At 36.8% G+C, this 25,901-nt stretch carries 22 protein-coding genes, 1 pseudogene and 1 other annotated feature; of the genes and pseudogenes, 5 read left to right on the top strand and 18 right to left on the bottom strand.

Annotated elements, in window-relative coordinates:
• Positions 1-13: 13 nt before the first annotated feature.
• From pepF to mecA, 4 genes are all read right to left on the bottom strand, one after another.
• The gene (gene pepF, locus ACFQZ1_RS11945) at positions 14-1,840 is read right to left on the bottom strand and encodes an oligoendopeptidase F (protein ID WP_377882391.1); all 1,827 of its coding nucleotides are present in this window, start codon (positions 1,838-1,840) and stop codon (positions 14-16) included.
• A 46-nt stretch (positions 1,841-1,886) separates the two neighbouring features.
• Complete coding sequence (locus ACFQZ1_RS11950; RefSeq protein WP_377882392.1) at positions 1,887-3,128, bottom strand: competence protein CoiA; 1,242 nt, start codon at positions 3,126-3,128, stop codon at positions 1,887-1,889.
• Between the two features lie 187 nt (positions 3,129-3,315).
• Complete coding sequence (gene cls, locus ACFQZ1_RS11955) at positions 3,316-4,860, bottom strand: cardiolipin synthase (protein WP_377882393.1); 1,545 nt, start codon at positions 4,858-4,860, stop codon at positions 3,316-3,318.
• A 75-nt stretch (positions 4,861-4,935) separates the two neighbouring features.
• Positions 4,936-5,604 carry an adaptor protein MecA gene (mecA, locus tag ACFQZ1_RS11960; RefSeq protein ID WP_377882394.1) on the bottom strand — a complete coding sequence of 223 codons (669 nt, stop codon included), beginning with the start codon at positions 5,602-5,604 and terminating at the stop codon, positions 4,936-4,938.
• A gap of 438 nt (positions 5,605-6,042) precedes the next feature.
• Here mecA and ACFQZ1_RS11965 point away from each other — a divergent pair, with 438 nt between their 5' ends.
• Both ACFQZ1_RS11965 and ACFQZ1_RS11970 read left to right on the top strand, forming a co-directional pair.
• A complete protein-coding gene (locus ACFQZ1_RS11965) occupies positions 6,043-6,711 on the top strand; it encodes a TerC family protein (RefSeq protein WP_377882395.1) in 669 nt (222 codons plus the stop codon).
• A gap of 63 nt (positions 6,712-6,774) precedes the next feature.
• Complete coding sequence (locus ACFQZ1_RS11970) at positions 6,775-7,197, top strand: GNAT family N-acetyltransferase (RefSeq protein WP_377882396.1); 423 nt, start codon at positions 6,775-6,777, stop codon at positions 7,195-7,197.
• 135 nt (positions 7,198-7,332) lie between these two features.
• Here ACFQZ1_RS11970 and spx read toward each other — a convergent pair whose 3' ends face one another.
• From spx to ACFQZ1_RS11995, 5 genes are all read right to left on the bottom strand, one after another.
• Positions 7,333-7,728: a transcriptional regulator Spx gene (gene spx, locus ACFQZ1_RS11975; RefSeq protein ID WP_230574977.1), complete on the bottom strand. Its 396-nt coding sequence runs from the start codon at positions 7,726-7,728 to the stop codon at positions 7,333-7,335.
• A 572-nt stretch (positions 7,729-8,300) separates the two neighbouring features.
• Complete coding sequence (locus tag ACFQZ1_RS11980; RefSeq protein ID WP_377882397.1) at positions 8,301-9,776, bottom strand: aminotransferase class I/II-fold pyridoxal phosphate-dependent enzyme; 1,476 nt, start codon at positions 9,774-9,776, stop codon at positions 8,301-8,303.
• A 264-nt stretch (positions 9,777-10,040) separates the two neighbouring features.
• Positions 10,041-11,474, bottom strand: coding sequence for a MocR-like pyridoxine biosynthesis transcription factor PdxR (pdxR, locus tag ACFQZ1_RS11985; RefSeq protein WP_377882398.1), 1,434 nt, complete (start codon positions 11,472-11,474; stop codon positions 10,041-10,043).
• A gap of 241 nt (positions 11,475-11,715) precedes the next feature.
• Entirely contained in the window at positions 11,716-12,159 is a 444-nt protein-coding gene (locus ACFQZ1_RS11990; RefSeq protein WP_377882399.1) for a YfmQ family protein, read from the bottom strand.
• Positions 12,160-12,500: 341 nt separating this feature from the next.
• Complete coding sequence (locus tag ACFQZ1_RS11995; protein ID WP_377882400.1) at positions 12,501-12,695, bottom strand: hypothetical protein; 195 nt, start codon at positions 12,693-12,695, stop codon at positions 12,501-12,503.
• Between the two features lie 604 nt (positions 12,696-13,299).
• Between ACFQZ1_RS11995 and ACFQZ1_RS12000 the strand changes: the two genes are divergently transcribed.
• Positions 13,300-13,503 (top strand): hypothetical protein, encoded by a 204-nt coding sequence (locus tag ACFQZ1_RS12000; RefSeq protein WP_377882401.1) that lies wholly within the window; start codon positions 13,300-13,302, stop codon positions 13,501-13,503.
• A 138-nt stretch (positions 13,504-13,641) separates the two neighbouring features.
• On the opposite strand, the gene ACFQZ1_RS12005 is transcribed toward ACFQZ1_RS12000, so the two are convergent.
• The 6 genes and pseudogenes from ACFQZ1_RS12005 to ACFQZ1_RS12030 all read right to left on the bottom strand — a co-directional run.
• Entirely contained in the window at positions 13,642-15,279 is a 1,638-nt protein-coding gene (locus tag ACFQZ1_RS12005) for a peptide ABC transporter substrate-binding protein (RefSeq protein ID WP_377882402.1), read from the bottom strand.
• 308 nt (positions 15,280-15,587) lie between these two features.
• The gene (locus ACFQZ1_RS12010; RefSeq protein WP_377882403.1) at positions 15,588-16,523 is read right to left on the bottom strand and encodes an ABC transporter ATP-binding protein; all 936 of its coding nucleotides are present in this window, start codon (positions 16,521-16,523) and stop codon (positions 15,588-15,590) included.
• Complete coding sequence (locus ACFQZ1_RS12015; RefSeq protein ID WP_377882404.1) at positions 16,516-17,559, bottom strand: ABC transporter ATP-binding protein; 1,044 nt, start codon at positions 17,557-17,559, stop codon at positions 16,516-16,518. The genes ACFQZ1_RS12010 and ACFQZ1_RS12015 overlap by 8 nt, the downstream gene beginning before the upstream one ends.
• A gap of 20 nt (positions 17,560-17,579) precedes the next feature.
• Positions 17,580-18,596 (bottom strand): oligopeptide ABC transporter permease, encoded by a 1,017-nt coding sequence (opp3C, locus tag ACFQZ1_RS12020; RefSeq protein WP_377882697.1) that lies wholly within the window; start codon positions 18,594-18,596, stop codon positions 17,580-17,582.
• Positions 18,593-19,522: an oligopeptide ABC transporter permease gene (gene opp3b / locus ACFQZ1_RS12025; protein WP_377882405.1), complete on the bottom strand. Its 930-nt coding sequence runs from the start codon at positions 19,520-19,522 to the stop codon at positions 18,593-18,595. The genes opp3C and opp3b overlap by 4 nt, the downstream gene beginning before the upstream one ends.
• Positions 19,523-19,650: 128 nt before the next feature.
• Positions 19,651-19,818 (bottom strand): annotated as a pseudogene (locus tag ACFQZ1_RS12030) (peptide ABC transporter substrate-binding protein); the annotation flags it as partial.
• A 552-nt stretch (positions 19,819-20,370) separates the two neighbouring features.
• On the opposite strand from ACFQZ1_RS12030, the gene ACFQZ1_RS12035 reads away from it, so the two are divergent.
• Both ACFQZ1_RS12035 and trpS read left to right on the top strand, forming a co-directional pair.
• On the top strand, positions 20,371-20,748 hold the full coding sequence (locus ACFQZ1_RS12035) for a DUF3899 domain-containing protein (protein WP_377882406.1): 378 nt from the start codon (positions 20,371-20,373) through the stop codon (positions 20,746-20,748).
• A gap of 58 nt (positions 20,749-20,806) precedes the next feature.
• Positions 20,807-21,023 (top strand) — a binding site (T-box leader).
• Positions 21,024-21,273: 250 nt separating this feature from the next.
• Positions 21,274-22,263 (top strand): tryptophan--tRNA ligase, encoded by a 990-nt coding sequence (gene trpS / locus ACFQZ1_RS12040; protein ID WP_377882408.1) that lies wholly within the window; start codon positions 21,274-21,276, stop codon positions 22,261-22,263.
• Positions 22,264-22,599: 336 nt separating this feature from the next.
• Here the strand turns inward: trpS and ACFQZ1_RS12045 are convergent, their stop codons facing one another.
• From ACFQZ1_RS12045 to fabF, 3 genes are all read right to left on the bottom strand, one after another.
• Positions 22,600-23,346 (bottom strand): YjbA family protein, encoded by a 747-nt coding sequence (locus tag ACFQZ1_RS12045; RefSeq protein WP_377882409.1) that lies wholly within the window; start codon positions 23,344-23,346, stop codon positions 22,600-22,602.
• A 439-nt stretch (positions 23,347-23,785) separates the two neighbouring features.
• Positions 23,786-24,571 (bottom strand): DUF2268 domain-containing putative Zn-dependent protease, encoded by a 786-nt coding sequence (locus ACFQZ1_RS12050; protein ID WP_377882410.1) that lies wholly within the window; start codon positions 24,569-24,571, stop codon positions 23,786-23,788.
• 90 nt (positions 24,572-24,661) lie between these two features.
• Complete coding sequence (gene fabF / locus ACFQZ1_RS12055) at positions 24,662-25,900, bottom strand: beta-ketoacyl-ACP synthase II (RefSeq protein WP_377882411.1); 1,239 nt, start codon at positions 25,898-25,900, stop codon at positions 24,662-24,664.
• Position 25,901 lies beyond the last annotated feature (1 nt).

Raw genomic sequence — 25,901 nt, forward strand, 5'->3', positions numbered from 1 at the left:
TCTCGTTTCTCTACTACTTCTCTTCAAATAGAAGTGCTTCTAATTCATTTAATTTCTCTTCAAATACTTGCATTGCTTCTTTTATAGGCTCTGGTGACGTCATATCAACACCAGCTTTTTTCAATACTTCAATTGGATAGTCAGAGCTTCCTGCTTTCAAGAATTCGTTAATGTAACGTTCTACCGCTGGCTTACCTTCTTCTAAAATTTGTTTTGACAGCGCAGTCGCTGCACTAAAGCCCGTCGCATATTGATATACATAGTAATTGTAATAGAAATGCGGAATACGGGACCACTCTAAACCAATTTCTTTATCGATGACTAAACTATCACCGAAATACTTTTTATTTAGCTCATAGTAAATTTCCGTTAACATATCTGGCGTTACTGCATGACCTTCTTGCACTTTTTGATGAATAACGTGTTCAAACTCAGCAAACATTGTTTGACGGAACACTGTACCACGGAAACCTTCTAAATAGTGATTTAATAAGTATAGACGCTTCTTCTTATCATCTGTCGTTTTTAATAAATGATCATTTAGAAGTGCCTCATTACATGTAGACGCTACCTCAGCAACGAAAATTGAATAATCACCGTACACATAAGGCTGCGTTTTTCTTGTATAGTAACTATGCACAGAATGACCAAATTCGTGAGCAAGCGTAAATAAATTATTTACATTATCATGCCAGTTCATTAAAACATATGGATTTGTACCATATGCACCTGATGAATAAGCACCGCTTCGCTTCCCTTTATTTTCATATACATCTACCCAGCGGTTTTCGTAAGCTTCTTTTAAAATATCCACATACTCTTCGCCAAGTACAGCTAATGATTGTAATAAAATATCTTGTGCTTCTTTATATGTTACATTCATTTTCACTTCTGGTACGAGCGGTGTATATAAATCGTACATGTGTAATTCTTCTAATCCGAGTGCTCGTTTACGAATATCAATGTAACGATGCAATAAATGTAAGTTTTCATTTACTGTTTCCACAAGCTGATCATAAACGGACTCAGGAATATTATTATTGCTCAGTGCAGCTTGGCGAGCAGAATCATACTTACGAACATTCCCATAAAAATTATTTCGTTTAATTGCCCCATTTAATGTGCTTGCAAATGTATTCTTATATTTTCCATACGTTTCATATACAGCATGAAAGGCATCATGACGAACGCGAGGATCATCGCTTTCTAAAAATTGAATGTAGCGGCCATGAGTCACTTCTACCTCTTCCCCATTTTCATCTTGAATAGATGGAAACTTTAAGTCGGCGTTATTTAATATACCAAATGTATTACTAGATGCACTCATAACCTCAGAAGCTTGAGCTAATAACGCTTCTTCTGCCTCTGATAATACGTGAGGACGCTGACGCGTAATTTCTTCTAATGCATGCTCATATACCTTTAGTTCTTTATTTTCTTGTAAAAATGATTGCAATGTCTCTTCTGCAATTGTTAAAATTTCTGGCACAATGTACGCCATGCTACTTGATACTTGAGAATACAAACTTGTCGCACGGTCATTTAACGCTTGATAAGATGAATTTGTTGTATCTTGGTCGTAGCGCATATGTGCGTATGTATACAATTTACCAAGACGCATCGATACTTCATCTTCATACTGCAGCGTTTCTAGCAACGCATTTGCCGATTCCCCAAGCTTTCCTTTAAATTCCGTAAGTTTTGGCAGTAACTCTTTCACCGCTTGAAATTCCGTTTCCCACTCTGCATCTGTTTGGAAAATATCTTCTAAGCGCCACGTATTTTCTGTTTCAATTTCACTACGTGCTGGCAGTGCTCTCACTGTTTTTTGTTCAGCCATGTGTAAACCCTCCTTATTCATATCTCCTAGTACAATTCGATTCTTCTTATACAATTCCTTCTGGGTACTTTTTTATTATATCCGTTTTCTCTTCACTCATGTTATACTTTGCTCCCACAAGCATAAGAGCTTTTGCTAAAAATAAGCGATCAAACCTCTGTATCTCTTTTTCTGTTTTTGGTACAAAAAAACATCGTACTTTTCGATATTTGTAAACATCAACTTGCTCAATCTCTCCAATCAAACATAAAAATTGCATATATTCTCTCACTGCCTGTTGCCAAAATGCTTGCGGAAAATACGGTAGTAACCGTCTACGAATCACTCTATGCCTTTCAACATACTGAAAAATGGTATGCAATGAAAAATATTCTCCTATCGTAAATTTACCTAGTAGCTCAATTAAAATGTAAGCTTGCCATATGAAAGAATGAGTACGAAATGCTAGGAGCGATGGTAAAGGAACACCAATTTCAGGAGGAAAACAGGATGGGGATATATGATGATAATAAAGAAGCTCTAAAAAGGAGCGCTCACTGCGATTCCACATATGAATACCATTTGCCCTAAGACGCTGCTTTTTATTCAACCATTCTTTTTCTAGACGTTGGATCGATATAGATGATGTCGTAAGAAGAGATGCTAATGTAATCTTATGAAGCGGAAAATAGATTACATGTGAAAAGACAGTAGACGAAGAAAAAGGTAGAAGAAGATTACATTTGAAAAATGCCTTTGCATCTGGACAAAAATAGAGGAGATAGGGGCTTGAATGATATTGCACGCAGCAAGAATGAAAAGAAGAAAGCGACACCCAATATGTTGCATGACGTTTTAACTGATTCCCTCCCAAGATCCATAATATTTGAATTCCTTCTTTCCAATACCCTTCCGTTCGTTTTAACAACTGCTCTGTCGATAAAGTTGCACATTGATATTCAATAGCAATTTGTCGATTATCAATTACAACAAACAAATCAGGTCGCTGCTGAATTGCGGGCAAATAATGCTCCATTTTTATAGAACAAACTTGTGACTGAAGCCATTTATATAACTGCTCTTTTCCCCGCAAATGATACGCCGATTCATTTTCAAGCTCAATTTTGCAGCTATGTGATTTCTTATGAGCGAAATGCCACTTTTTTTGCTTTCCTAGTTTTAGCTGTACTTCTAAGTGACAAATGGGACAGAAAAAGCGCTCGTTCTTCCGTAACATAATAAGCTGTTTTTCCTTCCATCCATGAAGAAGATGAATTTCCTCTCCATTCTCTCTTTTTGCAACAAACATAGAATCACTCCTTTCTTCCGTTTGGACTATTCTACAACGACAAGCGAATTCCTGCTCAAATACCTTCAGTGGGCGCATCTTTCCACTGAAGGTAAGCTCCCACCTATCTTCCTCGCTTTCCGCTCAATCTTGAGGTGGGGTTCTTACTGCCCACAAATAGCAAAAAAAGACCCATTTTCATGAGTCTTTAGAGTAAAGGAGACAATAACCGATATGTTGATTCCACAATCCGCATCACAAGACGACGGTTATTAAAACGATCTGCATAAATTTCATTCGCCACCTGCAAATCCTCTTCAAAATCTGCCACAAGCTTGCGAATACTGTTTGTATCATATAAAAAGGCATTCACCTCAAAATTCAAATGAAAACTTCTCATATCCATATTCGCTGTTCCAATTGAGGCCAAATCAGAATCAACAATCACAACTTTGCTGTGTAAAAAACCTTTTTCATATTCATATATTTTTACGCCTGCCTCTAATAATTCCGGAAAATAAGAACGAGACGCATAAAACACAGTCTTCTTATCCGGTTTGCTTGGCATTAACAAGCGAACATCAATACCTGCTAAGGCCGCTACTTTTAGTGCTGATAAAATATCATCATCTGGAATAAAATATGGCGTTGCAATCCAAATTGATTTCCTTGCCGAAGCAATCATCGCAAAATATAAATGCTTAATTGTTTCCCATTTACTATCAGGTCCTCCGGCAATGAGCTGCACGCCCCCCTGTTCATCACCTTCTACGATATCGGCTTGTAAATAGTCTGATGTTAATACCGCTTCGCCTGTCATGTAAAACCAATCTTGCAAAAAGATAAGTTGTAAACTTTGCACTGCTTCGCCTCGTAAATATAGATGAGTGTCTCGCCAAAATCCAAAATATTTATTTTCCCCTAAATACTCATCTCCAATATTTAAACCACCAACGAAGCCTTCATTTCCATCAATAACAACAATTTTCCGGTGATTTCGATAGTTAATTTTGTCATTTAAAATGGGAAAACGTACAGGAAAAAACGGCACCATCTCAACACCTGCATGATTTAATTCCTCAATATATGTGTTTGACAGTTTAAAACTCCCTACGGCATCATATAAAAATCGAACCTTCACACCTTCTTTTGCTTTTTGGATGAGAATGTCTTTAATTTTTGTACCAATTTTATCATCACGCACAATGTAATATTCCATATGAATATGATGCTTGGCCTTTTTCAATCCATCTAAAATAGATTGAAATGTTTCTTCCCCATTTGTTAATACTTTCGTTTCCGTATGAAAAGAAATATTTAATGCCCCAAGACGATCTGCTAGCCGAAACAATAATTCTTGATGTTCATGTTTTTTCAATATACGGTCATGATCATGCTCATGCCCTTTATACTGCAAAAACGCCTGCTCGTCTAAAAGCGCCTTCTTTTGAAACATTCGTTTTCTCCGAAAATTTTGTCCAAATAGAAGATATGCAAAAAAACCTACTACTGGAAAAATCCCAAGTACCATTAACCAAGTTAACGTTTTCGAGGGGTTACGATTTTCTAAAAAAATCACAAATCCAATTAGAAATGCTGATATTGTAAACAAAGTACTTAAAATTCCTAAAAATGAAATATCTTTAATCCCAATTACATCCGAATAAAATGTTACATCAATAAATAGACGTAACGAAATAAACACAACGAATAAACTAATCAACAAGAAAAATAGCTTCAATATCTTTTTCATATCCGCCCCCCTTACATACAATCCCTTTTAGTATATCCACATTTAAAAAGCCGATTTCAGTATAAAGAAATCGGCCTACATTCCAGGAGAAAAATGATTACGAATTGTTTCAAGTGCATGTTCAGCAACAATTTGCTTTCCGTATTCACGAACGCGATGAATTGTCAAAGCAGATTCTTCTCCATATTCTAATATTACACTTAAAATACGATCAATCTCCTCTTCATCGTGCACTACCTCATCAAATTCGACATATACATAATAGCGGTCTTCAAATGAATATAACTCATCTTTTATCTCTTCAAATATAAGTCGATGGCTTAATGAAATAACATGCTCAAAGTCGTCAAATTTAATTAAAAAACCAAGTGTACCATCTTCATTAAAAATTGTTCCCGCGTCTTCTATCTCCTGTTCAAATAACGATCCAATTCGCTCATCAAGAGGAATATCGATAATTTTATCCAGACCAAGTGGTAATTCTAATTTTTGTCCATCTTTCGAAAGCTGAGCTTTCGTCACAAGTACTTCAATTCCTTTTTCAAGTGCCTGTACTTGAATCCAAAGCGGCCCATCAATAAAAAAGTCATCATGGTCACGCGCTTCATCCATCATTTCCCAAAATAACTGTTCACTTCTATCGCGGTTATACCAAATTTCTTCACGGTTAAATCCGCGGTCTTCTATATCAATGTACGAGATATAAAATTTCATCGTATGATCATTAACTCTTTCAATATCCAAAATGCACCTCTCCCTTCCTATTTGGAATGGTTATGAAGGGATTCCCCAATCATATTACAAAAAAAGTTAGAATCTTGTACTCTCATTTTATGATAAGATGCTCCAGAATGGAAATAAAAACACCATATTTCAGAAAAAAACCGTCATTTACCCAATTTTTTATTAAGGTATTACCCTTAACGCCATAATGACTCTCCCTTTTTTCAAGAAAACATTGGACATGTTCTTCATACAAATGATTGTCCTATATTCTTTTTTCCTGCATATGATGTAAACGAAACAAACTAAAAAGGACATTCCTTCTTCTCTGATTTACAATACATTTGCCGTTATATGAAGTACAACCCTTCTCTTACATAGTGATTATAACTAAAACAAATCCACTCCTAATGGACAATGTTTCTGTCTATTAGGACAGAACAAACGGAGGCAAACTGAATGGATTTAGACTTTCTCACATCCATCTTTATAATCGTGGGTATCGACATTGTGTTAGGCGGAGACAACGCGATTGTCATCGCACTCGCAAGCCGGAATTTACCAGAAACAGAGCGAAATAAAGCGATTATTTTAGGGACTGGTTTAGCCATCATACTACGCATCTTCCTCACAGTAATCGCTGTTTATTTACTTAACATTCCCTTTTTACAATTAATCGGAGGGGTTTTCCTTACTCTCATCGCAATCAATCTGCTTACAGATAGCAGTCATGATCTTTCTAGTATTAAGGCAAAGACAACCTTATTTCAAGCCGTACGGACAATCGTTTTCGCAGACCTTGTTATGGGATTTGATAATGTACTTGCAATTGCTGGAGCCGCACATGGAGACATTACATTAGTTATCACCGGATTACTCATTTCCATTCCTATTATCATTTGGGGAAGTAAACTCATTTTATTATGCATGGAAAGATTTCCACTTCTTGTCTATATTGGCGCTGCTATTTTAGCTTACACAGCCGGCAGTATGATAACACATGAAAAAAATTTCACACCATTTTTCGAGAACAATCCATTTTTCACAGCAAGTATTCCTTTTCTCTTCACGATTACAGTGTTATTAGTTGGAATTTTTGTAAACCAAGTAAAGCTGCGAAATACATGAACAAACAAGCTAATTTAGCATGATATGACGTTTGAAGCAAAAATCAGAAAAGGGGAATTTTCCATGCAAATAATCCGACAATGGAACCAAGAAGATAGTAATTACATTAGACAGAAGGTTATAGAATATAATACTTCACAACTACCAGATGAAGTAAAATCTCCTTCTGAGAATGTAAGCCTTGTGGTAAGAGACGAAGAAGGAAACATAATAGGTGGTATAACAGGAACCATCTTTTGGCGTCACATACATATTGATTATCTATGGGTAGATAATCAATTACGCCTTAAAGGATACGGAACTAAGTTACTACATAAAATGGAAGAGGTTGCAAAAGAGAAGAAATGTAGACTTATTATACTTGATACTTTCAGTTTCCAAGCTCCTGAATTTTACAAAAAACATGGCTATAAAGAATTTGGTCTCATTGAGGATCACCCAAAAGGATTCCGCCAACATTTTTTAGAAAAAAGACTGGAAGCATAACTTTCGATAACAAGAATTATGTAAATGTTATCTCCTTTTAGCAAAATACGTCATGTTTTATTTATACAAAAAAAGGAGCTAATGGCCCACATTCCGTTAAAGCAGAATTGAGAATTAGCTCCTTTTCATATTATATTAATTTACAAGACGCTGTGCTTCGCGTAATTGAAATGTTCTTACTGTACGTGGTAAGAAGCGGCGAATTTCATCTTCGTTATAACCAACTTGCAGGCGTTTTTCATCGATCATAATAGGACGACGAAGAATACCTGGATAATCACGAATAAGCTTATATAAATCTTGAAGAGGTAAAGATTCTAAATTAATATTTAATTCCTGAAACACTTTAGAACGAGTTGAAATAATTTCATCTGTTCCACTTTCTGTCATACGTAAAATCTCTTTAATTTCCTCAATCGATAATGGATCAGAGAAAATATTACGTTCTGTATAAGGAATATGGTTTTCCTCTAACCATAATTTCGCTTTTCTACAAGACGTACAACTTGGAGAACTATATAGTGTTACCATACATTACTCACTCTCCTTAAAAGAGTACAAATTCTGTACTATTTCACATTTTCATTATTATGTTCAAACAAATTTTGTATCGCTCATGACTACTTGTCTAAAAATAGAGAATTTCAAAATCTGTAAGCGAACCTTTCTAAAAAAACAATTACTTTAAATAAGTAACTTCTATAATCATTATACAATAGAACAAGAAAGAAATATACAGTAAATTTTCTTCAAATTATACATAAAAGTTATGCAAAAGCAGTGCATTTTGTAAGAAAAATATGTATACCCATCCCCTAGGAACATTTGTTCTTTTTTCTATTTTATCAAACTACTTCCCTTCTGTCTACATGCATATTCACATATGCTACATTTATATTTCACTTTATACCACTGATAGAAAGTCCTCACCAATTTGACTCTTACACATGGTTTTCTTTCATAAAGTATTCCCACATACCGCCTGTTAAAGCGGGATGAACTAAAAAACGTCTTAGTACTTTACTAAGACGTCTCCGGCCTGTATTGACTTTATTAAAAATCCCCTTGTGTAACTATTCTAGATAGGACAATGCCGCTCACACTTATTTTATAGGACGCTGTTCTTTTATGACGCGCAATGATTTCAACTCATAATCCTCGGCGCCTTGTACAGGAAGACCCGCTTCCTTATTCTTTTTCGTATATATCAAGTTTTCTTCTGTAATAATTTCACCAGGAATGAAAATAGGAATACCTGGTGGATACACCATGACAAATTCAGCGATAATTCTTCCAACCGATTCTTCAAATGGAATCATTTCCGTTTCAGCATAAAAGGCATCACGCGGCGTTAACGCCAGCACCGGGATGTCCGGCAATAGTACAGGAGCATTTATATTGAAATTGGCCTGTTCTTGAAACGTAGCTGACAGTTCTTTCAATGCATGTACAAGTTTTTCTAAGTCTTCTTCGGTATCACCAGGTGTAATGATACAAAGAATGTTATATAGGTCCGACAATTCGACCTCAATATTGAAGGTTTCACGAAGCCACTTCTCTACATCATATCCAGTAATCCCAAGTTCTTTTACCGAAATTAAAAGCTTTGTCGGGTCCATGGCAATCGCAGCATTCGTTCCCAAAATTTCACGACCAACGCAATACAAATAGGCAATCTCATTGATTTGAGCACAGGTTTGCTCTGCTAAACGAATCGTACGTTCCAATAAAGCTTGTCCCTCAGTCGCTAATCGTTTTCTTGCCACATCCAAAGAAGCAAGCAAGATATAAGAAGTGGATGTCGTCGTTAACATACTTAAAATCGTTTGTACATGCTTCGGTGAAACACGGCTTCCTTGCACATTTAAAATGGAACTTTGTGTTAATGAACTCCCTAGTTTATGCACACTTGTCGCTGCCATGTCAGCACCTGCTTGCATGGCAGAAAGAGGAAGATCATCATGAAAATGAATATGAGCGCCATGCGCTTCGTCTACTAGAACCGGAATATCATGTGCATGAGCAATGTCCACAATTTTTTTCAAGTCGCCAGAAACCCCAAAGTAGGTAGGGTTAATCACAAGCACAGCTTTAGCATCTGGATGTTGTATTAACGCTTTTTCTACAGATCCAGGTGTAATACCGTGCGAAATACCGAGATTCGGATCAACCTCCGGATGGATAAAAATGGGCGTTGCACCTGAGAAAATAATCCCGCTCATAATAGATTTGTGTACATTGCGCGGTACAAGAATTTTATCACCAGGTCCGCAAACACTCATCACCATTGTCATAATCACACCGCTCGTTCCTTGAACAGAAAAGAAGGTATGATCAGCGCCAAATGCTGTAGCTGCCAAATCTTGCGCTTGTTTGATAATTCCTTTTGGCTGATGCAAATCATCTAAGGGAGCGATGTTAATCAAATCTATCGCAAGTGCGTTTTCACCAATAAACTCTCTAAATTCAGGATCCATACCTTTTCCTTTTTTATGACCAGGAATATGGAATTGAATCGGTTCTTTTTCTGCATGTTCTACAAGTGCAGTAAACAATGGCGTTTTAAATTGAGAACACATTTTTAGCATCCACCTCTTTATTTATCTAATTTCCCTTTATTTCTCCATCCGTTTTAGAGACTTAGATGGAGAATTAGCAGCTTATAATCAGTCGATTCGTTGTCCAGTACATAAAGCGGTTAACATTTTTTATTTTTATCGAAAAGAAAAATGATTCATGAACTTCACATGAATCATTTCTATCTATCCCGCTATTCGCGGGCAGTAAACCTCTCCACCTCAAGATTCAGAGAAATCCTTCGTTTTTACTTTCAATATGCATGATTATTTAATGCTATTTAAAGCATCCGCAAATCTTGTAATACCTTCACGAATAAGGTTCAGGTCACCTCTTCCAAAAGTAAAACGTACATATCCTTTTTCCGAACCAAAAATACTCCCTGGAACAAAAACTATACCCTTTCGTATAGATTCTTCCAATAGATGATATTCATTAATTTCATTCGGTATCTTACACCATAAATGGATTCCACCTTCTGGAACATGAAATTCAACTTGTTTACCTAAAAGTTCATCGAGACTTGAGGTCATTTGGTCCCTTCTCTGTTTAAGTTGTTCTCGAAGCATACAAATATGCGCATTAAAATATTCCGATCTCAAAAATTGATTTGCCACCCATTGAGGGAATACACTATGTCCAAAATCCACTTGCTGCTTCCCATCCGCCAGACGTTGAATGACTTGCGGAGGTCCAATAACCCAGCCAATTCGTAATCCTGATGCTACAATTTTTGATAATGAACTAATATATAAAACATTTCCATTATAATCCATAGATTTTAAGGTTGGATTTACTTTTCCATTGAAAGAAGTTAGGCTGTAGGGATCATCTTCTACAATAGGTATACCAAAATCAGACGACAATTCTAGAATCTTTTTACGACGTGCCAACGAAAGAACGTTTCCTGTTGGATTATGATGATCAGGATTTAAAAATATCATTCGCAATCTATGTTTTTTGTGTAAATCGATAATGTCATCCGGATTAATACCATGTTGATCCATAGGTAAATGAAATGTTTTTAACCCAGCAGATTGAAATACTGGTAGGGAAAAACAATAAGATGGATCTTCAATCGCAACAGCATCCCCTGGCTTAAGCAAGCATTGAACAATAAGATGAAGTGCTTGTTGAGCGCCTGACGTAATAAGAATAGAGGAAGGATCAACCTTTATATTTTTATAGCTATCAGCATGCCAAGAAATCGTTTCCCTCAATATCTCATTGCCCTGTGGATGATCATAACCTAAATGCCCTGTAAATGTTTGCTCTGAGAGAATGGCACGAAATTGATCGGTTGGAAACAAATCCGGCGACAATTCACCACCAGCTACATTAATTAAATCGGTCTTTTGAGTTTCTGTACGAATACGCTGAACTAGTGGCAAATTGGGGAGAAATGAGCCATCCTCTACATACCGGCCCCAGTTCGGGATGCGTTTATGCGATATTCCCCATATATCTGTGCTTACACGCGTTCCGCTTCCTTTTTCTCGCTCTACTATCCCAAGCGATTGCAGCTCCTGATATGCAGATACTATCGTACTGCGATTAACTTGCAACTCTTTTGCTAAAGTACGTTCCGAAGGTAACATACTATTTGGTGCAAATTCTCCCGAAGAAATCCCATATTCAATATAGTCTGCTATTTGTTTGTAGACAGGCTTCTTATTCGCACGATCGGGTTTCCATTCCATTTGGTTTCATCCTTATCATCATTTCTTTATTTATGACTTTAGTGACATGAATAATTAAAATAAATTTAAAAGTACTACCCTTCTTATAGTAAACAAACATCTCAAAAAAATAACCATCCACTTCTATGGTATTTTGCTCATCCACTTATCTAAAACAACCCTATATACTAACAAAAAAAAGGATTCCTTATATTTTAGGAATCCTTTTCTTTCTATATTTAAATAGAGTCTTCGCAAATGCTTATAGCGCTTCAGCTGTCGTTTCATTCATTTCCTCTGTTACTAACATAGAACGTTTTTGAAGACCGTTAGAACGCAGACTATACGCGACTACTTTCTTCTTGTACTGTTTGACTACATCAACGTGATCGTCGTAACTGTACACAGAAAACCTAACATTATTTTTGCCTCTTTTCGTATCAATATTCAATGGCGTCCCACTAGTATTTGGAGGAAAATAATATTTCTCTAAAAATAGTGCTTCGTTAAAATAATTAATAACTTGAATTTTGTCTTCACCTTCCAAGCATTTTCCGTCGATGGTTACAGTAACATTCGCATTATTAAGTTGTGGATGCAATTCAAATTTTTGTGCAAACGAGTCCGTAACAGAGGTTGGTAGACTCGTCACTATTATTTTTACAGAAAACATAAGAATCAACGAAAGTATAAACCAGGTCGTCATATTTTATCATCTCCGTTACGTTCTAAAGTAATATTTTTTGATTTTGATTCTTCTGTTGATTCCACTATTGAATCATATCCTGGACAACAGCTGATCCAAGATTTTATTTAATAAATAGAATTACGGGCGAAACCGACGCCAAACTATAAAGGGATTCGCTAACCTTTATCCCGCAGTAAGATCCCAATTCAGAGAGGAGCAAAGAAAGCCCGCTCTAACAGGCGGTATGTGGGGGGATATTTCATGAAGGAAAACCGCCTGTTAGGGCCCGATTGGGCGGGCTTTCCATCAGTGGATAAAGCGTTTACTGATGGAAGTTTCACCTTATTAAGTGGCAAAGACTACAAGATGACAATCGTATACCATGCAACTCCTATGAGAAGAATTAAAAAAAGTACGATATAAATAACAGACAAATTGGTCACATTCTGCTTCGTAGAGTTCCCATAATTCTCATCCGTATTTCTTGCAACTAACACTGTACCCATGAGTGATACAATAACAATAATAGCGACTAATAAAAATGCAAATTTCATTGGTTTTCACCTCTCTAAAATCAGCCTATTTGAACAAAAAATTTAATAGATAGATTTCCGAAAAATTTTACATTTTCTAGATGAGGACATTTATCTATACTAAGAGATCATTCTCTAGTAAAAAACACATTCTATGCTTAAGAACATAACCAATATACTTAAAGATTACTACCTTTCTCTTCTATAATAAGGAATACTTTTCTGAAAAGGACCATCCAATCCTACAACATTTTGCTCATCCACTTTACAGGTGGAATGTTGTGGCATTATAAGCAATTGCTATCAGTAAAAAATGTAAACTTCTTTTTGAAGTAGCTAAAAGGAACAATACTAGCAAAAAGCAAACAACGTAATAAGTTTATCCCGCTATTCGCGGGCAGTAAAACCCCCACCTCAAGATTCAGAGAAAAACGAAGAAGATAGGTGGGAGATAACTGCCCGTAAAAGCCCGATTGGTGAGAGCTTTCCATCAGTGGGGATGAAGAAAACCCCCACTGATGGAAGTTTCACTTTATAAAAACACATATATTTTATCAGAGGATTCTTTCTTTTCTATCTTCTTTCACATACAATACATATATACATATACAAAGGGGGCTTATGTATGGGGGCATTTTTTCTTGATTTTGCAATCGTTGCAGCATTAGTTATTGGGATTACCGCAACGGTCGGAATTATCACAAATGGGATTGGAGAAAAATTGTTTGGTGGTAAAAACAAAATGAAATTCGTAGATAAATCCTCTGAAGTGCAAGCTGGTTGGAATCAAGTTGGCGGGAAAGGAATTTATAAAAAACGCACGTATTAAAAAATGAAGCAGGATTAGAATCCTGCTTCATTTTTATGTTCATTATTTTAAACTAACAAGTATGAAAATTCTCTTCGATTCAACTCATAATCCGTAAGGAATGACGAAGCACCCTCTAGAATCAAAAATTCATTTTACTTACTTTACAGAAGCCCATTTAAAGCTTAACTCTGGACCATATTTATTGATGTAAATATCCTGTACTGTTTCGCGCTGTACATACGCTCTTCCGCGTTGGTGGATAGGTGCAATCGCTGCATCATCAAATAAGATTTTTTCTGCTTTCAACAGATCATTCCAACGTCCTTTTAAATCAGTTCCATCCTTCTTAGCTTTTGTAATAAGTTCATCATATTGAGCATTTGAATAACCCATTTTATTTTGTGCACCGTTTGTTACAAACATATCAAGGAATGTCATTGCATCTGGGTAATCTGGTCCCCAACCGCTAAATGAAATGTCATAATCACCGCTGCTCTCTAATTTTAATACTTGTGCAAATGGTTGTGTTTTCAAATTTACTTTTAATCCTGGTAAATTCTTTTCTAATTCACCTTTTAAATACTCACTAATTTTTTTATTCAGCTCTAAATCAGAGTTTAATAACGATAATTCAATTGTATCTGTTCCAAGCTCTTTTTTACCAGCTTCCCAATACTTTTTCGCTTCTTTCAAATCTACTTTTGCAAGCTTTCCATTTTCTTTGCGGAAGTCTTTCCCATCAGAATTCTTAACAAAGTCTTCTGGAACTAAGCCGCCAGCTGCTTTTGAACCGTTATTTAACAATGTATTTATCATGCCGTCACGCTCAAATCCTAAAGAAATCGCTTTACGAATATTTTTATTTGCTAAAGCAGGATTCTTTTCATTTAAACGTAAGAAGAATACTGTTGGATCACTTGTTGTTTTAAAATCGCTACCTTTTCTATATTTATCTACAAATTCTGCCGATAAATAAGCACGGTCAATTGCTTTTGTTTCATATAAATTTACCGCTGTTGCTGTATCTTTTACGATATTAAAGTTTACTTCCTCTAATTTAACTGTTTTATTATCCCAATAAGATGGATTTTTCTTTAATTGGAAGCTTTGCTCATGTTTCCATTCATTTAGTACAAATGGACCATTATACAATGTTGTATTTGCTTCTAGTCCATATTTCGCACCTTGTTCTTTCACATATTTTTCATTAAGAGGATAGAACAACGGATAAACTGTTAAATCTACAAAATATGGAACTGGATTATCTAGTTCTACTTCTAATGTATAGTCATCAACCGCTTTTACACCTAATTGATCCGCCGGCAATTGTTTCATATTAATTTTCTCTGCATTCTTCACATCAAACATTATGTAAGCAGACTTTGCACCTGTATCTGGATTCACTGCTCGTTGCCAAGAATACACAAAATCTTTCGCTGTTACAGGGTCACCATTTGACCATTTCGAATCTTTACGTAATTTAAACGTATATTTTTTTCCATCTGCCGATTTTTCATACGACTCGGCAACACCTGGAACTAATTTATTATCTTTTCCAAGACGATATAGCCCTTCCATTGTGTTGTTCATTACGTTTGAAGATGCTGCATCTGTTGTTAATGTTGTATCCATCGTTGGAAGCTCAGATGTTTCAACAAGGTTAATTACTTGTTTTGCACTGCTTGTGTCCCCTTTTGCTTTCGCTTGCGTGTCTTCTTTTGTATATCCGCAAGCCCCTAGAATCATACTTACTGTTAATGTTGATGCAAGTAGCATCGGCACCTTTTTCTGCATGTATTATACCCTCCCCAAAAATGTTAGCCCTTCCATTAAAAAGAATAAAAAGTAATTAATTTCTAACAATTCATATTATACATACAAATTGATTATTTGTATACTTATTTTTCTATCTTATTAAAATTTTCTGTTAATGTTATGTGTTTTGTAAGCGTTTTATAACGCGTTTTAATCCTGTTTTCTCTTATTTTTTAATTCATTAAAATTATCAGAATATAATTAATTCATTATTATTGTATATGTTTTTTATCCAATAACCTAAAAAAACAAAAAAACGAGCACATTTTTCATGTGCTCGTCTTCTCTTATTGATAAATTTCTTTATATTTCTTATATTCAGCTTCTGAACAAAGAACGAAATGTCCTGGGCGAATTTCGCGCATCTTTGGCTCTTCATTACCGTATTGATGCTGAGATGGATCGTACACGATACGTTTACGATTGCGCTCGTAATCTGGATCTGGAAGTGGAATTGCTGATAATAATGATTTTGTATACGGATGAATTGGATGCTCATATAACTCTTCACTCGTTGCAAGCTCCACAATTTTCCCGTGATACATAACGCCGATGCGATCGCTAATATATTTTACCATTGATAGATCATGCGCAATGAATAAATATGTTAACCCTTTTTCTTTTTGTAATTTTTTCAATAAGTTAACTACTTGCGCTTGGATAGACACGTCAAGCGCTGAAATCGGCTCATCCGCGATAATAAAATCCGGTTCTACTGCTAATGCTCTCGCAATTCCAATACGTTGACGTTGTCCGCCAGAGAATTCATGTGGGAAACGACTTGCATGCTCACGGTTTAAACCAACTGTTTCAAGCAATTCGTACACACGCTTCATACGATCCTCTTTGTTTTTTGCAAGACCATGAATATCAATACCTTCTGCAATAATGTCCGCAACGCTCATACGCGGGTTTAATGATGCATATGGATCTTGGAAAATCATTTGCATTTTACGGTTAAATTTCTTTAATTCAGCACGTGATTTTTTACCGTGCACATTTTCACCATCAAATAATACCTCTCCTGCTGTTGCATCGTATAAACGAATAATCGTTCTTCCTGTTGTTGATTTACCAGAGCCAGACTCTCCTACAAGTCCAAATGTCTCTCCGCGGTAAATATCAAAGGTAACATCATCAATCGCCTTTACAACTCCGCCGTTCACATTGAAATATTGCTTTACATTTTTTACTTCAATCAATTTTTCACGATTATTAGTCATGCTGTTCACCTGCTTTCATTTGTCGAATACGTTTTTGGACAATTTCAGGCGGCTCCACTTTCGGAGCATCTTCATGAAGTAACCATGTTGCTGCATAATGTGTATCACTTACCTTAAATAAAGGTGGTTCCATTTCAAAATCAATCTTTAACGCCTGTGGATTACGCGCTGCAAATGCATCACCTTTTGGCGGCTTTAATAAATCTGGCGGTGTGCCTGGAATTGCATACAATTCCGCTTCTTCGCCATCTAAACTTGGCATAGAAGCTAACAATCCCCATGTATATGGATGTTTTGGATTATAGAAAATCTCATCAACCGTTCCAATTTCTACAACTTTCCCCGCATACATAACAGCTACGCGGTCCGCCACATTCGCAACAACACCTAAGTCATGCGTAATAAAGATGATAGCTGCTTCTGTTTTTTGCTGAATGTCTTTCATTAATTCTAAAATTTGCGCTTGAATTGTTACGTCAAGTGCAGTCGTTGGCTCATCGGCAATTAATAATTTCGGATTACAAGCAAGCGCCATTGCAATAACAACACGTTGTCTCATCCCGCCTGAAAATTGGTGCGGATATTGCTTTAAGCGTGCTTCCGGATTTGGGATTCCTACAAGGTCAAGGAGCTCTAACGCAACTTTGCGAGCATCAGCCTTATTCATTCCTTGATGTTTAATAAGACCTTCCATAATTTGATTACCGATTGTCATCGTTGGATTTAACGATGTCATTGGATCTTGGAAAATCATTGCAATTTCTTTCCCGCGAATTTGTTGCATTTCTTTTTCTGTTAACTTCGTTAAATCACGACCATCAAAAAGAATTTCTCCTTTTTTAATACGTCCTGGCGGCTTTGGAATTAAATCCATCAACGCTTTAGATGTAACGGACTTACCAGAACCAGACTCCCCTACAATTGCTATCGTTTCTCCTTTTTTCAAGTCAAAAGAAACTCCGCGCACAGCTTGTACTTCACCAGCATGCGTGTCAAAAGAAACATGTAAATCTTTTACGTCTAACAATGTTTTCATCATTCTCTCTCCTTTCTTCCTTATTTACGCATTTTCGGATCTAACGCGTCACGTAAACCGTCTGCTACTAAGTTAAGTGCTAAAATCAACATACTAATTACGGCCGCTGGAATAAACATCATATGCGGATATGTTTGAATTGACTTATATCCATCACTTACTAGAGAACCTAATGATGCTAACGGCGGCTGAATTCCAAGACCAATGAAACTTAAGAAAGCTTCTCCAAACACCGCGCTCGGAATTGTGAACATTGTCATAACAATGATAGAACCCATTAAGTTTGGCACTAAATGTTTTACAATTAGTTGTGTATTTGTTGCTCCAAGTGTACGTGATGCTAATACATACTCTTGATTTTTCATTTTCAATACTTGTCCACGTACAACACGTGACATTCCAATCCATCCTGTAAGAGCCATCGCAAATGTAATCGATAAAATACCAGGATCCATTATAATTACCATTAAAATTACAATAATTAAGTACGGAATACCGTTTAAGATTTCAACGAAACGTTGCATTAAATTATCAACGCGGCCCCCATAGAATGCGGAGATACCACCATATGCAACACCAATGACTAAATCAATTGCCGCTGCTAATAATGCGATATATAAAGATACGCGTGTCCCTTGCCATGTTCTTGTCCAAATGTCGCGGCCAAGATCATCTGTACCAAACCAGAAATTTTCTTTAACATCATGTTTTTCATATTGATCTACACCGTATTGATCCACACCATCAAATGGCAGCCAGTGAATCTTCTCTAACACCGGTATTCTCGGCGGCAATTTCGCACGGTTTAAATCTTGATCTTTATACGAATATTTACTCATCATCGGACCAAAAATCGCTAATAGAGTAATTAGAAGGAGAATAATCATCCCTAAAACTGCACCTTTATGCTCAAACAGGCGTCTTCTTACATCTTCCCAAAACTTTATACTCGGACGGGCAATGACTTCATTATCAGTATTGCTGCGATTTGCTGGTTGAAATAAATCTGGCGATAATTTTTGTATATCTTTCATTATTTTTTCCCTCCCGCTAAACGAATACGAGGATCAACTACACCGTATAGTACATCGACAATAAATATAACAAAAATGAAAATCGCACTATAGAAAATGGTTGTACCCATAATAACTGTATAGTCGTTCAATGGAATAGACTTAACGAACTGTTCCCCTAAACCTGGTATAGCGAATACTTGCTCAATAACAAGTGTTCCTGTCATCAAGTTAGCAACCATTGGACCTAAAATTGTAATAATCGGAATAAGAGCATTTCGCAATGCATGTTTTATAATGACTACACCTTTACTAAGCCCTTTTGCTTTTGCCGTTAAAATGTACTCAGCTTGCATAACCTCAATTAATTCTGTACGTGCAAAACGAGCTATTGTAGCTGTTACACCTACAGATAATGCAATCGTTGGTAGGATCGTATATTCAAATCCTTTCCAAAATGCTACTGGTAACCATCCAGCTTGTACAGCTACATAATATTGTAATAATGCCGCAAAAACGAATCCTGGTACAGACATTCCGAGTACCGAAATGAGTGTTGCCCCGTAATCAGCCCACGTGTTCGTACGAAGAGCTGCAACAATACCAAGTAGTAATCCAATAAAAGTTCCTAAAACAATTGCTTGAAGACCTAACTGTGCAGATGGACCAATACGGCCAACAATCATCTCTGTTACTGGACGGTTGTCATATTGGAATGATACCCCTAAATCTCCTTTAACTAAATTCCCCATGTAACGTGCATATTGCACTGGTAGAGGGTCATTTAAACCATACTTTTCTAAAATGATTTCTTTTTGTGCTGGCGATAATTTCTCTTGGTTTTTAAGCGGAGAACCCGGCAATAATTTCATCATAAAGAATGTTAATGTTGTAATTAAAAATAATGTAATAATCATGTACGCGAAACGTTGCAATGTATAACGTCCCATAAATAGCACCTCCCCATTTTCTCAAAAGCAATAAGATAGTTTAAAATATTCTTACTATTTTTCTTTTAAAATAAGAGCACATGCTCATCATAGGCATATACTCGTTGTAACCGATGGAGTAAAGCATATTATTGTTGGACTGAAGCCCGTTTGTAAAAAAGCTTGCCGCTATAATTATGATTGACAACATCCTTTACAGCACTTTTTTGCATATATGATGTTCCCTTTTGGAACACAGGAGCAATAACTGCATCCTCTTAAATTAAAACTTTCTCAACTTTTAACAGTTCATTCCAACTCGGTATAGATCTTCTATCGAATCGCTCTATACGTTAGAAGATTCAGAATATTATTCCGAAAACACATCTGTTGTCGGAATTTCAGATACTTCTGTTAAATCAAACTCTCGCTTTCCATTCTTACTGCTTGTCGCTTTCCCTTCGCTTGCTTATTCTCTTTTTGTCCGCAAGCCCCTAGCATGCTAACTATTAATGTCGATGCAAGGAATAATAGCAGCTTCTTCTTTATGTTGTATTGCCTCCCCTAAGTGCACCTCCTACGTCCTACTATGTAAAAATATAGAATTGAAAGAATAATCTCCAAGTTTCTACAATTTTCATTATACATATAATAAGACGATTGTGAATATAGTTTTTTATTTTTTTGTTAAAATTTTTAAACTAAAATGTTTTTTTTTGTATCTTTTGTAAAGACAGAGCCTAACATTGTAGTTATCTAATTGCAACAAAATACGAAATTATGTATATTTTTCTAAAAATTCTTTATAGTACTCATTATAACTTTTATAGTATAATAATTCTAGTAATTTTTTTGTGGGGGTGAAGCATTTGAATACGCTTTTTTCACGTATTAGTATATTAACAGGCATCACAATTGCGATTTCTTGTGTATGTGCTTTTATTCTTTCTACTTCCTTTTTGTTGAATTTTGTCAATATTATGTTTTATATCGCTTTAATCTTTATTATTATCGGAGGATTTTTATTTCTATATCAGCGCGGTTTTTTCAATGTAACAATATATGCTTTTAAAAAATTAGGTCGATCAAATAAAAAAGTAGAATCTTTAATTGAAGATGAAGAAAAGCGCGATCCGAAAGAAATATTGTACCGAACATATTCTTTTACATGGACATACCCTATCGTTATTACTGGTATCATATTAGGGGCACTGTCAACAGTCATTAGCTTCACTGTTCTTATATAGTTTGCAAACCACTCATTGTGTGTTATAATAGTGCAAAAATATTTGCTTACAAATTTATATGCATGCGATGAGAAAGAAGAGTACATATTGAGGCAATTTCAGAGAGCTTGTGGTGGGTGAAAACAAGTAATTGTACAGTATGGAATGGGCTTTTGAGCACCAAACCGAAACACTTTAGGAGTAGGCTTTGGCGTTACATCCAACGTTACAATGGATAAAGAGATTTTGCTTTAGCAAAATAATTAGGGTGGTACCGCGGTCCATTCGTCCCTATTTTTAGGGATGAATGGGCTTTTTTGTATTAGAAAAGCGAAAGCGGCTCGTTCAGAATGGGAGGGGGATGGAGCTCCTGACGTAGAGGTGCTTTTTACCTCGCAGGAAGGCGCGAAGCCACCGACCATTCTAGCCCGCTGGAGCTGGACAAGAAAAAGCGAAAGCGGCTCGTTCAGAATCGTAGGGCGTTGGAGCTGTAGGCCGAAGTATCGAAGAATAAAAACTATACAACTTTTCAAGGAGGAAATACATATGTCAGTTATTTTTTCAGGCATTCAGCCAAGCGGAACAATTACACTTGGTAACTATTTAGGAGCAATGAAGCAGTTTACAGAACTGCAACATGAACATGATTGCTACTTCTGTATTGTAAACCAACATGCAATTACTGTACCGCAAGACCCGGTACAGCTTCGCAAAAATATTCGCAGTCTAGCTGCACTATACTTAGCATGTGGCATCGATCCAGACAAATCTACGTTATTTGTGCAATCAGAAGTTCCAGCACACGGTCAGCTTGGATGGATTATGCAATGTACTGCGTACGTAGGTGAATTAGAACGTATGACACAATATAAAGATAAGTCACAAGGAAGAGAATCTGTTCCGGCTGCTTTATTAACATACCCACCATTAATGGCAGCAGACATTTTACTATACAATACAGAGATTGTTCCAGTTGGAGATGACCAAAAACAACATATTGAGTTAACACGCGATTTAGCAGAACGTTTTAACAATCGTTATCGCGAAGTGTTTACTATTCCGGAAATTCGCATTCCAAAAGTAGGTGCACGCGTTATGTCATTAACAGAACCTACGAAAAAAATGAGCAAATCAGATCCAAATCCAAAATCAATGATCAGTATGCTTGATGATACTAAAACAATCGAAAAGAAAATTAAAAGTGCCGTAACAGACTCTGACGGTATCGTAAAATTCGATAAAGAAAACAAACCTGGTATTTCTAACTTATTAACAATCTACTCTTCATTCTCAGGGAAAACAATTGAAGAACTAGAAGCTCAATATGAAGGAAAAGGATACGGCGACTTTAAAGGTGACTTAGCACAAGTTGTTGTTGAAGCAATCCGTCCAATTCAAGATAAGTATAATGAACTTATTAACTCTGCTGAATTAGATGAAATCCTTGATAAAGGTGCTGAAAAAGCAAACCGCGTCGCAATGAAACAACTTCGTAAAGTCGAAAATGCAATGGGATTAAGCAGAAAACGCCGATAAGGAAGAAAAGCGGAGCCGACTGTTTAGCCCCGTTGGCTAAGGTTCTTTCGCACAGAAAGTGTTTTGTACTTTCTCGTGCGGAAGGTTCTTAGACAGGAGGGGCTAGGAGGCAGAGCTGGACAAGAAAAGCGGAAGCGGCTCGCTCAGAATCGGAGGACGTTGGAACTCTCGACTAAGAAGTGCTCTTTACTTCGACCGAGAGAGCGAAACGACCGCAGATTCTAGCCGCTCGAGCTGGACATCAAAGAAAAACAAGATACCTATTTAACATAAGGATATTTTACTGTCCATTAAGTTTAAAATAAGCAAAAAAACCGCCAAATCTTTGGCGGTTTTTTAATTTACCTTTTGCTCATTTTCCATTTCCCACAACTTTTCAAAGAACGGTTGTCCTCTTACAAGTCGCTCACAAAGCTGTTCATGTTTATCTGACCAGCCACGCTTTGCTTCTTCATATAAACGGTTCCATACTTCCTCAAATGGGAGGTGTTGCACAGACGGATATGCTGCTGGATCCCATTCTGTAAACCAATAGCGAATCTCCGCTGGGTTTTTCGTTGTATGTAGTTGATCTAGCGCCATAAAGAGCAATTGTTTTAATTGTCTTTCTTTCCGTGTTAGCCCATTCATCATATGCGGGGAAGGTGATAAAATATGATGTTCCTTTTGAGATGCCTCTACTTGAAAATCATATGTTTCTGCCTGTACGTTTTCTACCATTTCATATACCATTTGTTCTTGTCTTGGAATCAGTCGGCTTTTGCGTATCGGAATATTGTATCCAATTGTATCAACTGCAATAATTCCTTTTCCATCTGATACAACAAAACAATACTCTTGCTGCAACCGCTCATGGTTTTTTCGAATGTACGTCTTATGATGTACGTCTTCCAATAGTTTTGGCGGAAGCTCTAGCAATTCGTTCTCGATGTAATGATATAATGTGGAATCTACTTTTAATAATGGTACTTGATCTAACAATTCGATCGTATCATCCTTCCGCCATTCATAGAAATGACAGACGTTATACCCGTTTTCTTCACCTTCAAACCAATTTACCCATACATCATGCAGATATAGCATTGCTTACCCCTCACTTCACAACTGTTTGTAAATCTCATTATGGTCATCTTTCGTAAAATTTATTCCAAGGGAGGAAATATATTCTTATTATTAATTTCTTCATCTTCCCTTACCATTCATTCTCATAAGGGAAAACTTTCATCAGTAATATCTTTCCCACTGATGGAAAGCTCTCACCAATCAGGCTCATGCCAGCAGTTATCCCCTACCTATCTTCTTAAGAAAAGCGGAAGCGGCTCACTCAGAATCACAGGACGCCCGCGCCTAAGGCAGAGAGGCGCCTTTTGCCTTGTCCGAGGGGGGCGAAACGACCGGAGATTCTAGCCGCTAGAGCTGGACAATGCTTTTCTCAAAATCTTGAGGTGGGAATCCTACTGCCCGCGAATAGTGGGATAAAATAAAAAAACTTAGCCATAGCTAAGTTCATACATCATTCTTATCAGTCAAAAGAAACTGCACCTTTTAAGATGGTTTTCGCATCCATTTCTAGTAAAGCATTTGTATTATATTTCGTATGCGCTACACAATCCTTTACAATATGAAATCCTACAGCATATCCAAGCATACGTGGATAGAATCTCCATCCATTTAACAACACATCATGCTCTCGGGTCATTCGGTTCACATTACAACTATCATGTAGAAACCGATGCCAAAGCCTAATCGCTTCTTCTTTGCTATAATAAGACACCCACGGAGCATGGTAAGAATCTCCATACCTTTCATACACCGCTTGTTCTGCTAAGCCCTCCATAATCATCGTATCCAGAATCGTATACTGTTCTTCTTTTATTTCAGTTTCATGGATACGACATATGTGGTGGTATTCATGGGTAAGCAATGCCTTTAACTCACCAATCGAATTTTGTGAACTCACAAATAAAAATAAAGCATCTCGAATTGTTAATCCTGCTTTTCCGTTATACTCTCGCTGAATAGTTCGGTTATATGGATCAGATAATAAAATAAATACTGGTATATCAGGTCCTTTTAACCATTCCCGTAATTCTTTATACTCTAATGCCAACTTCTCCCATACTCGTTTTTTTTGTAATATGTCGATTTCTTTCTCGCCATCTATCACTGGGCGAAACATTCCTTTTGAAACAAGAAATCGATACAATGCTTCTTGTTGAAGCGGAAAATATTTTGTAAACTTCTCACAAATTTTTTCCGGCTCTTGATAATACGTACGCAGCCATTCTGCCGTTTTAACCACGCCCATCTTTCTCCCTCCTTTAGTTCCATACATATGCAACTAACTGAAAGAAGGCATAAAAAAAGTACAGATTTTCATCTGCACTTTTTTCCTTTATTATTTATATGCTTTAAATACTAATGCTGCGTTATGACCACCAAAACCTAATGAGTTACTTAATACCGCACGTACCTCTTGTTGTCTTGCTTTATTTGGCACATAATCTAAATCACACTCTGGATCTGGTGTTTCATAGTTAATTGTCGGCGGAACAACACCATCTGTAATTGTTTTAACAGATATAATCGCTTCTACCGCACCAGCTGCACCTAGTAAATGTCCTGTCATTGATTTTGTTGAGCTTACTGCTACTTTATACGCATGTTCGCCAAACACTTCTTTAATTGCCATCGTTTCATACTTTTCATTCGCTTCTGTACTCGTACCGTGCGCATTAATATAATCGATATCTTCCGGCTGAAGACCTGCATCTGCTAACGCTTGACGCATCGCACGTACACCGCCTTCACCGCCAGGAGCGGGCATTGTAATATGGAATGCATCACCTGTTGCACCATAACCAACGATTTCTGCGTAAATATGAGCACCGCGTGCTAGTGCATGCTCTAACTCTTCCAAGATAATGATACCAGCACCTTCGCCCATAACAAAACCGCTGCGATTTTTATCAAACGGACGGCAAGCTGTTGCCGGATCTTCATTAAATGTTAATGCTTTCGCAGAACTAAACCCTGCAAATGCTATATTTGTTAACGGTGCTTCTGCTCCGCCCGTAATCATTGCATCCGCATCACCGCGCTGAATTACTTTAAATGCATCACCGATTGAATTGGCTCCTGATGCACATGCTGTTACTGAACAAGTATTGATTCCTTTAGCTCCTGTAGCAATCGACACTTGACCAGCTGCCATATCGGGAATCATCATCGGTACGAAAAATGGACTTACGCGACGTGCACCCTTTTCCATATATACTTTAAATTGTTCTTCGTATGTTTCCATACCGCCAATTCCAGATCCAACCCATACTCCGATACGTGGAGCATTCTCTTCTGTGATTTCTAATTTCGCATCTTCTACAGCCATTTTTGCAGCTGCAACAGCATATTGTGTAAAGCGGTCCATACGACGCGCTTCTTTCTTATCGATATATTTCTCGACTTCAAAGTCGTTAACTTCCGCTGCTACTTTTGCCGGAAATTGCTCTGCATCTAAGCGTGTAATACGTCCAATTCCAGATACACCTTGCTTAATGTTGTTCCATGCAGTTTCTACATCATTTCCTACAGGAGTAACTGCTCCTAATCCTGTAATTACAACACGCTTTTTTTCCATA

The sequence above is a fragment of the Bacillus sp. CGMCC 1.60114 genome (assembly GCF_042676365.1).
GTDB classification, from domain to species: domain Bacteria; phylum Bacillota; class Bacilli; order Bacillales; family Bacillaceae_G; genus Bacillus_A; species Bacillus_A rhizoplanae_A.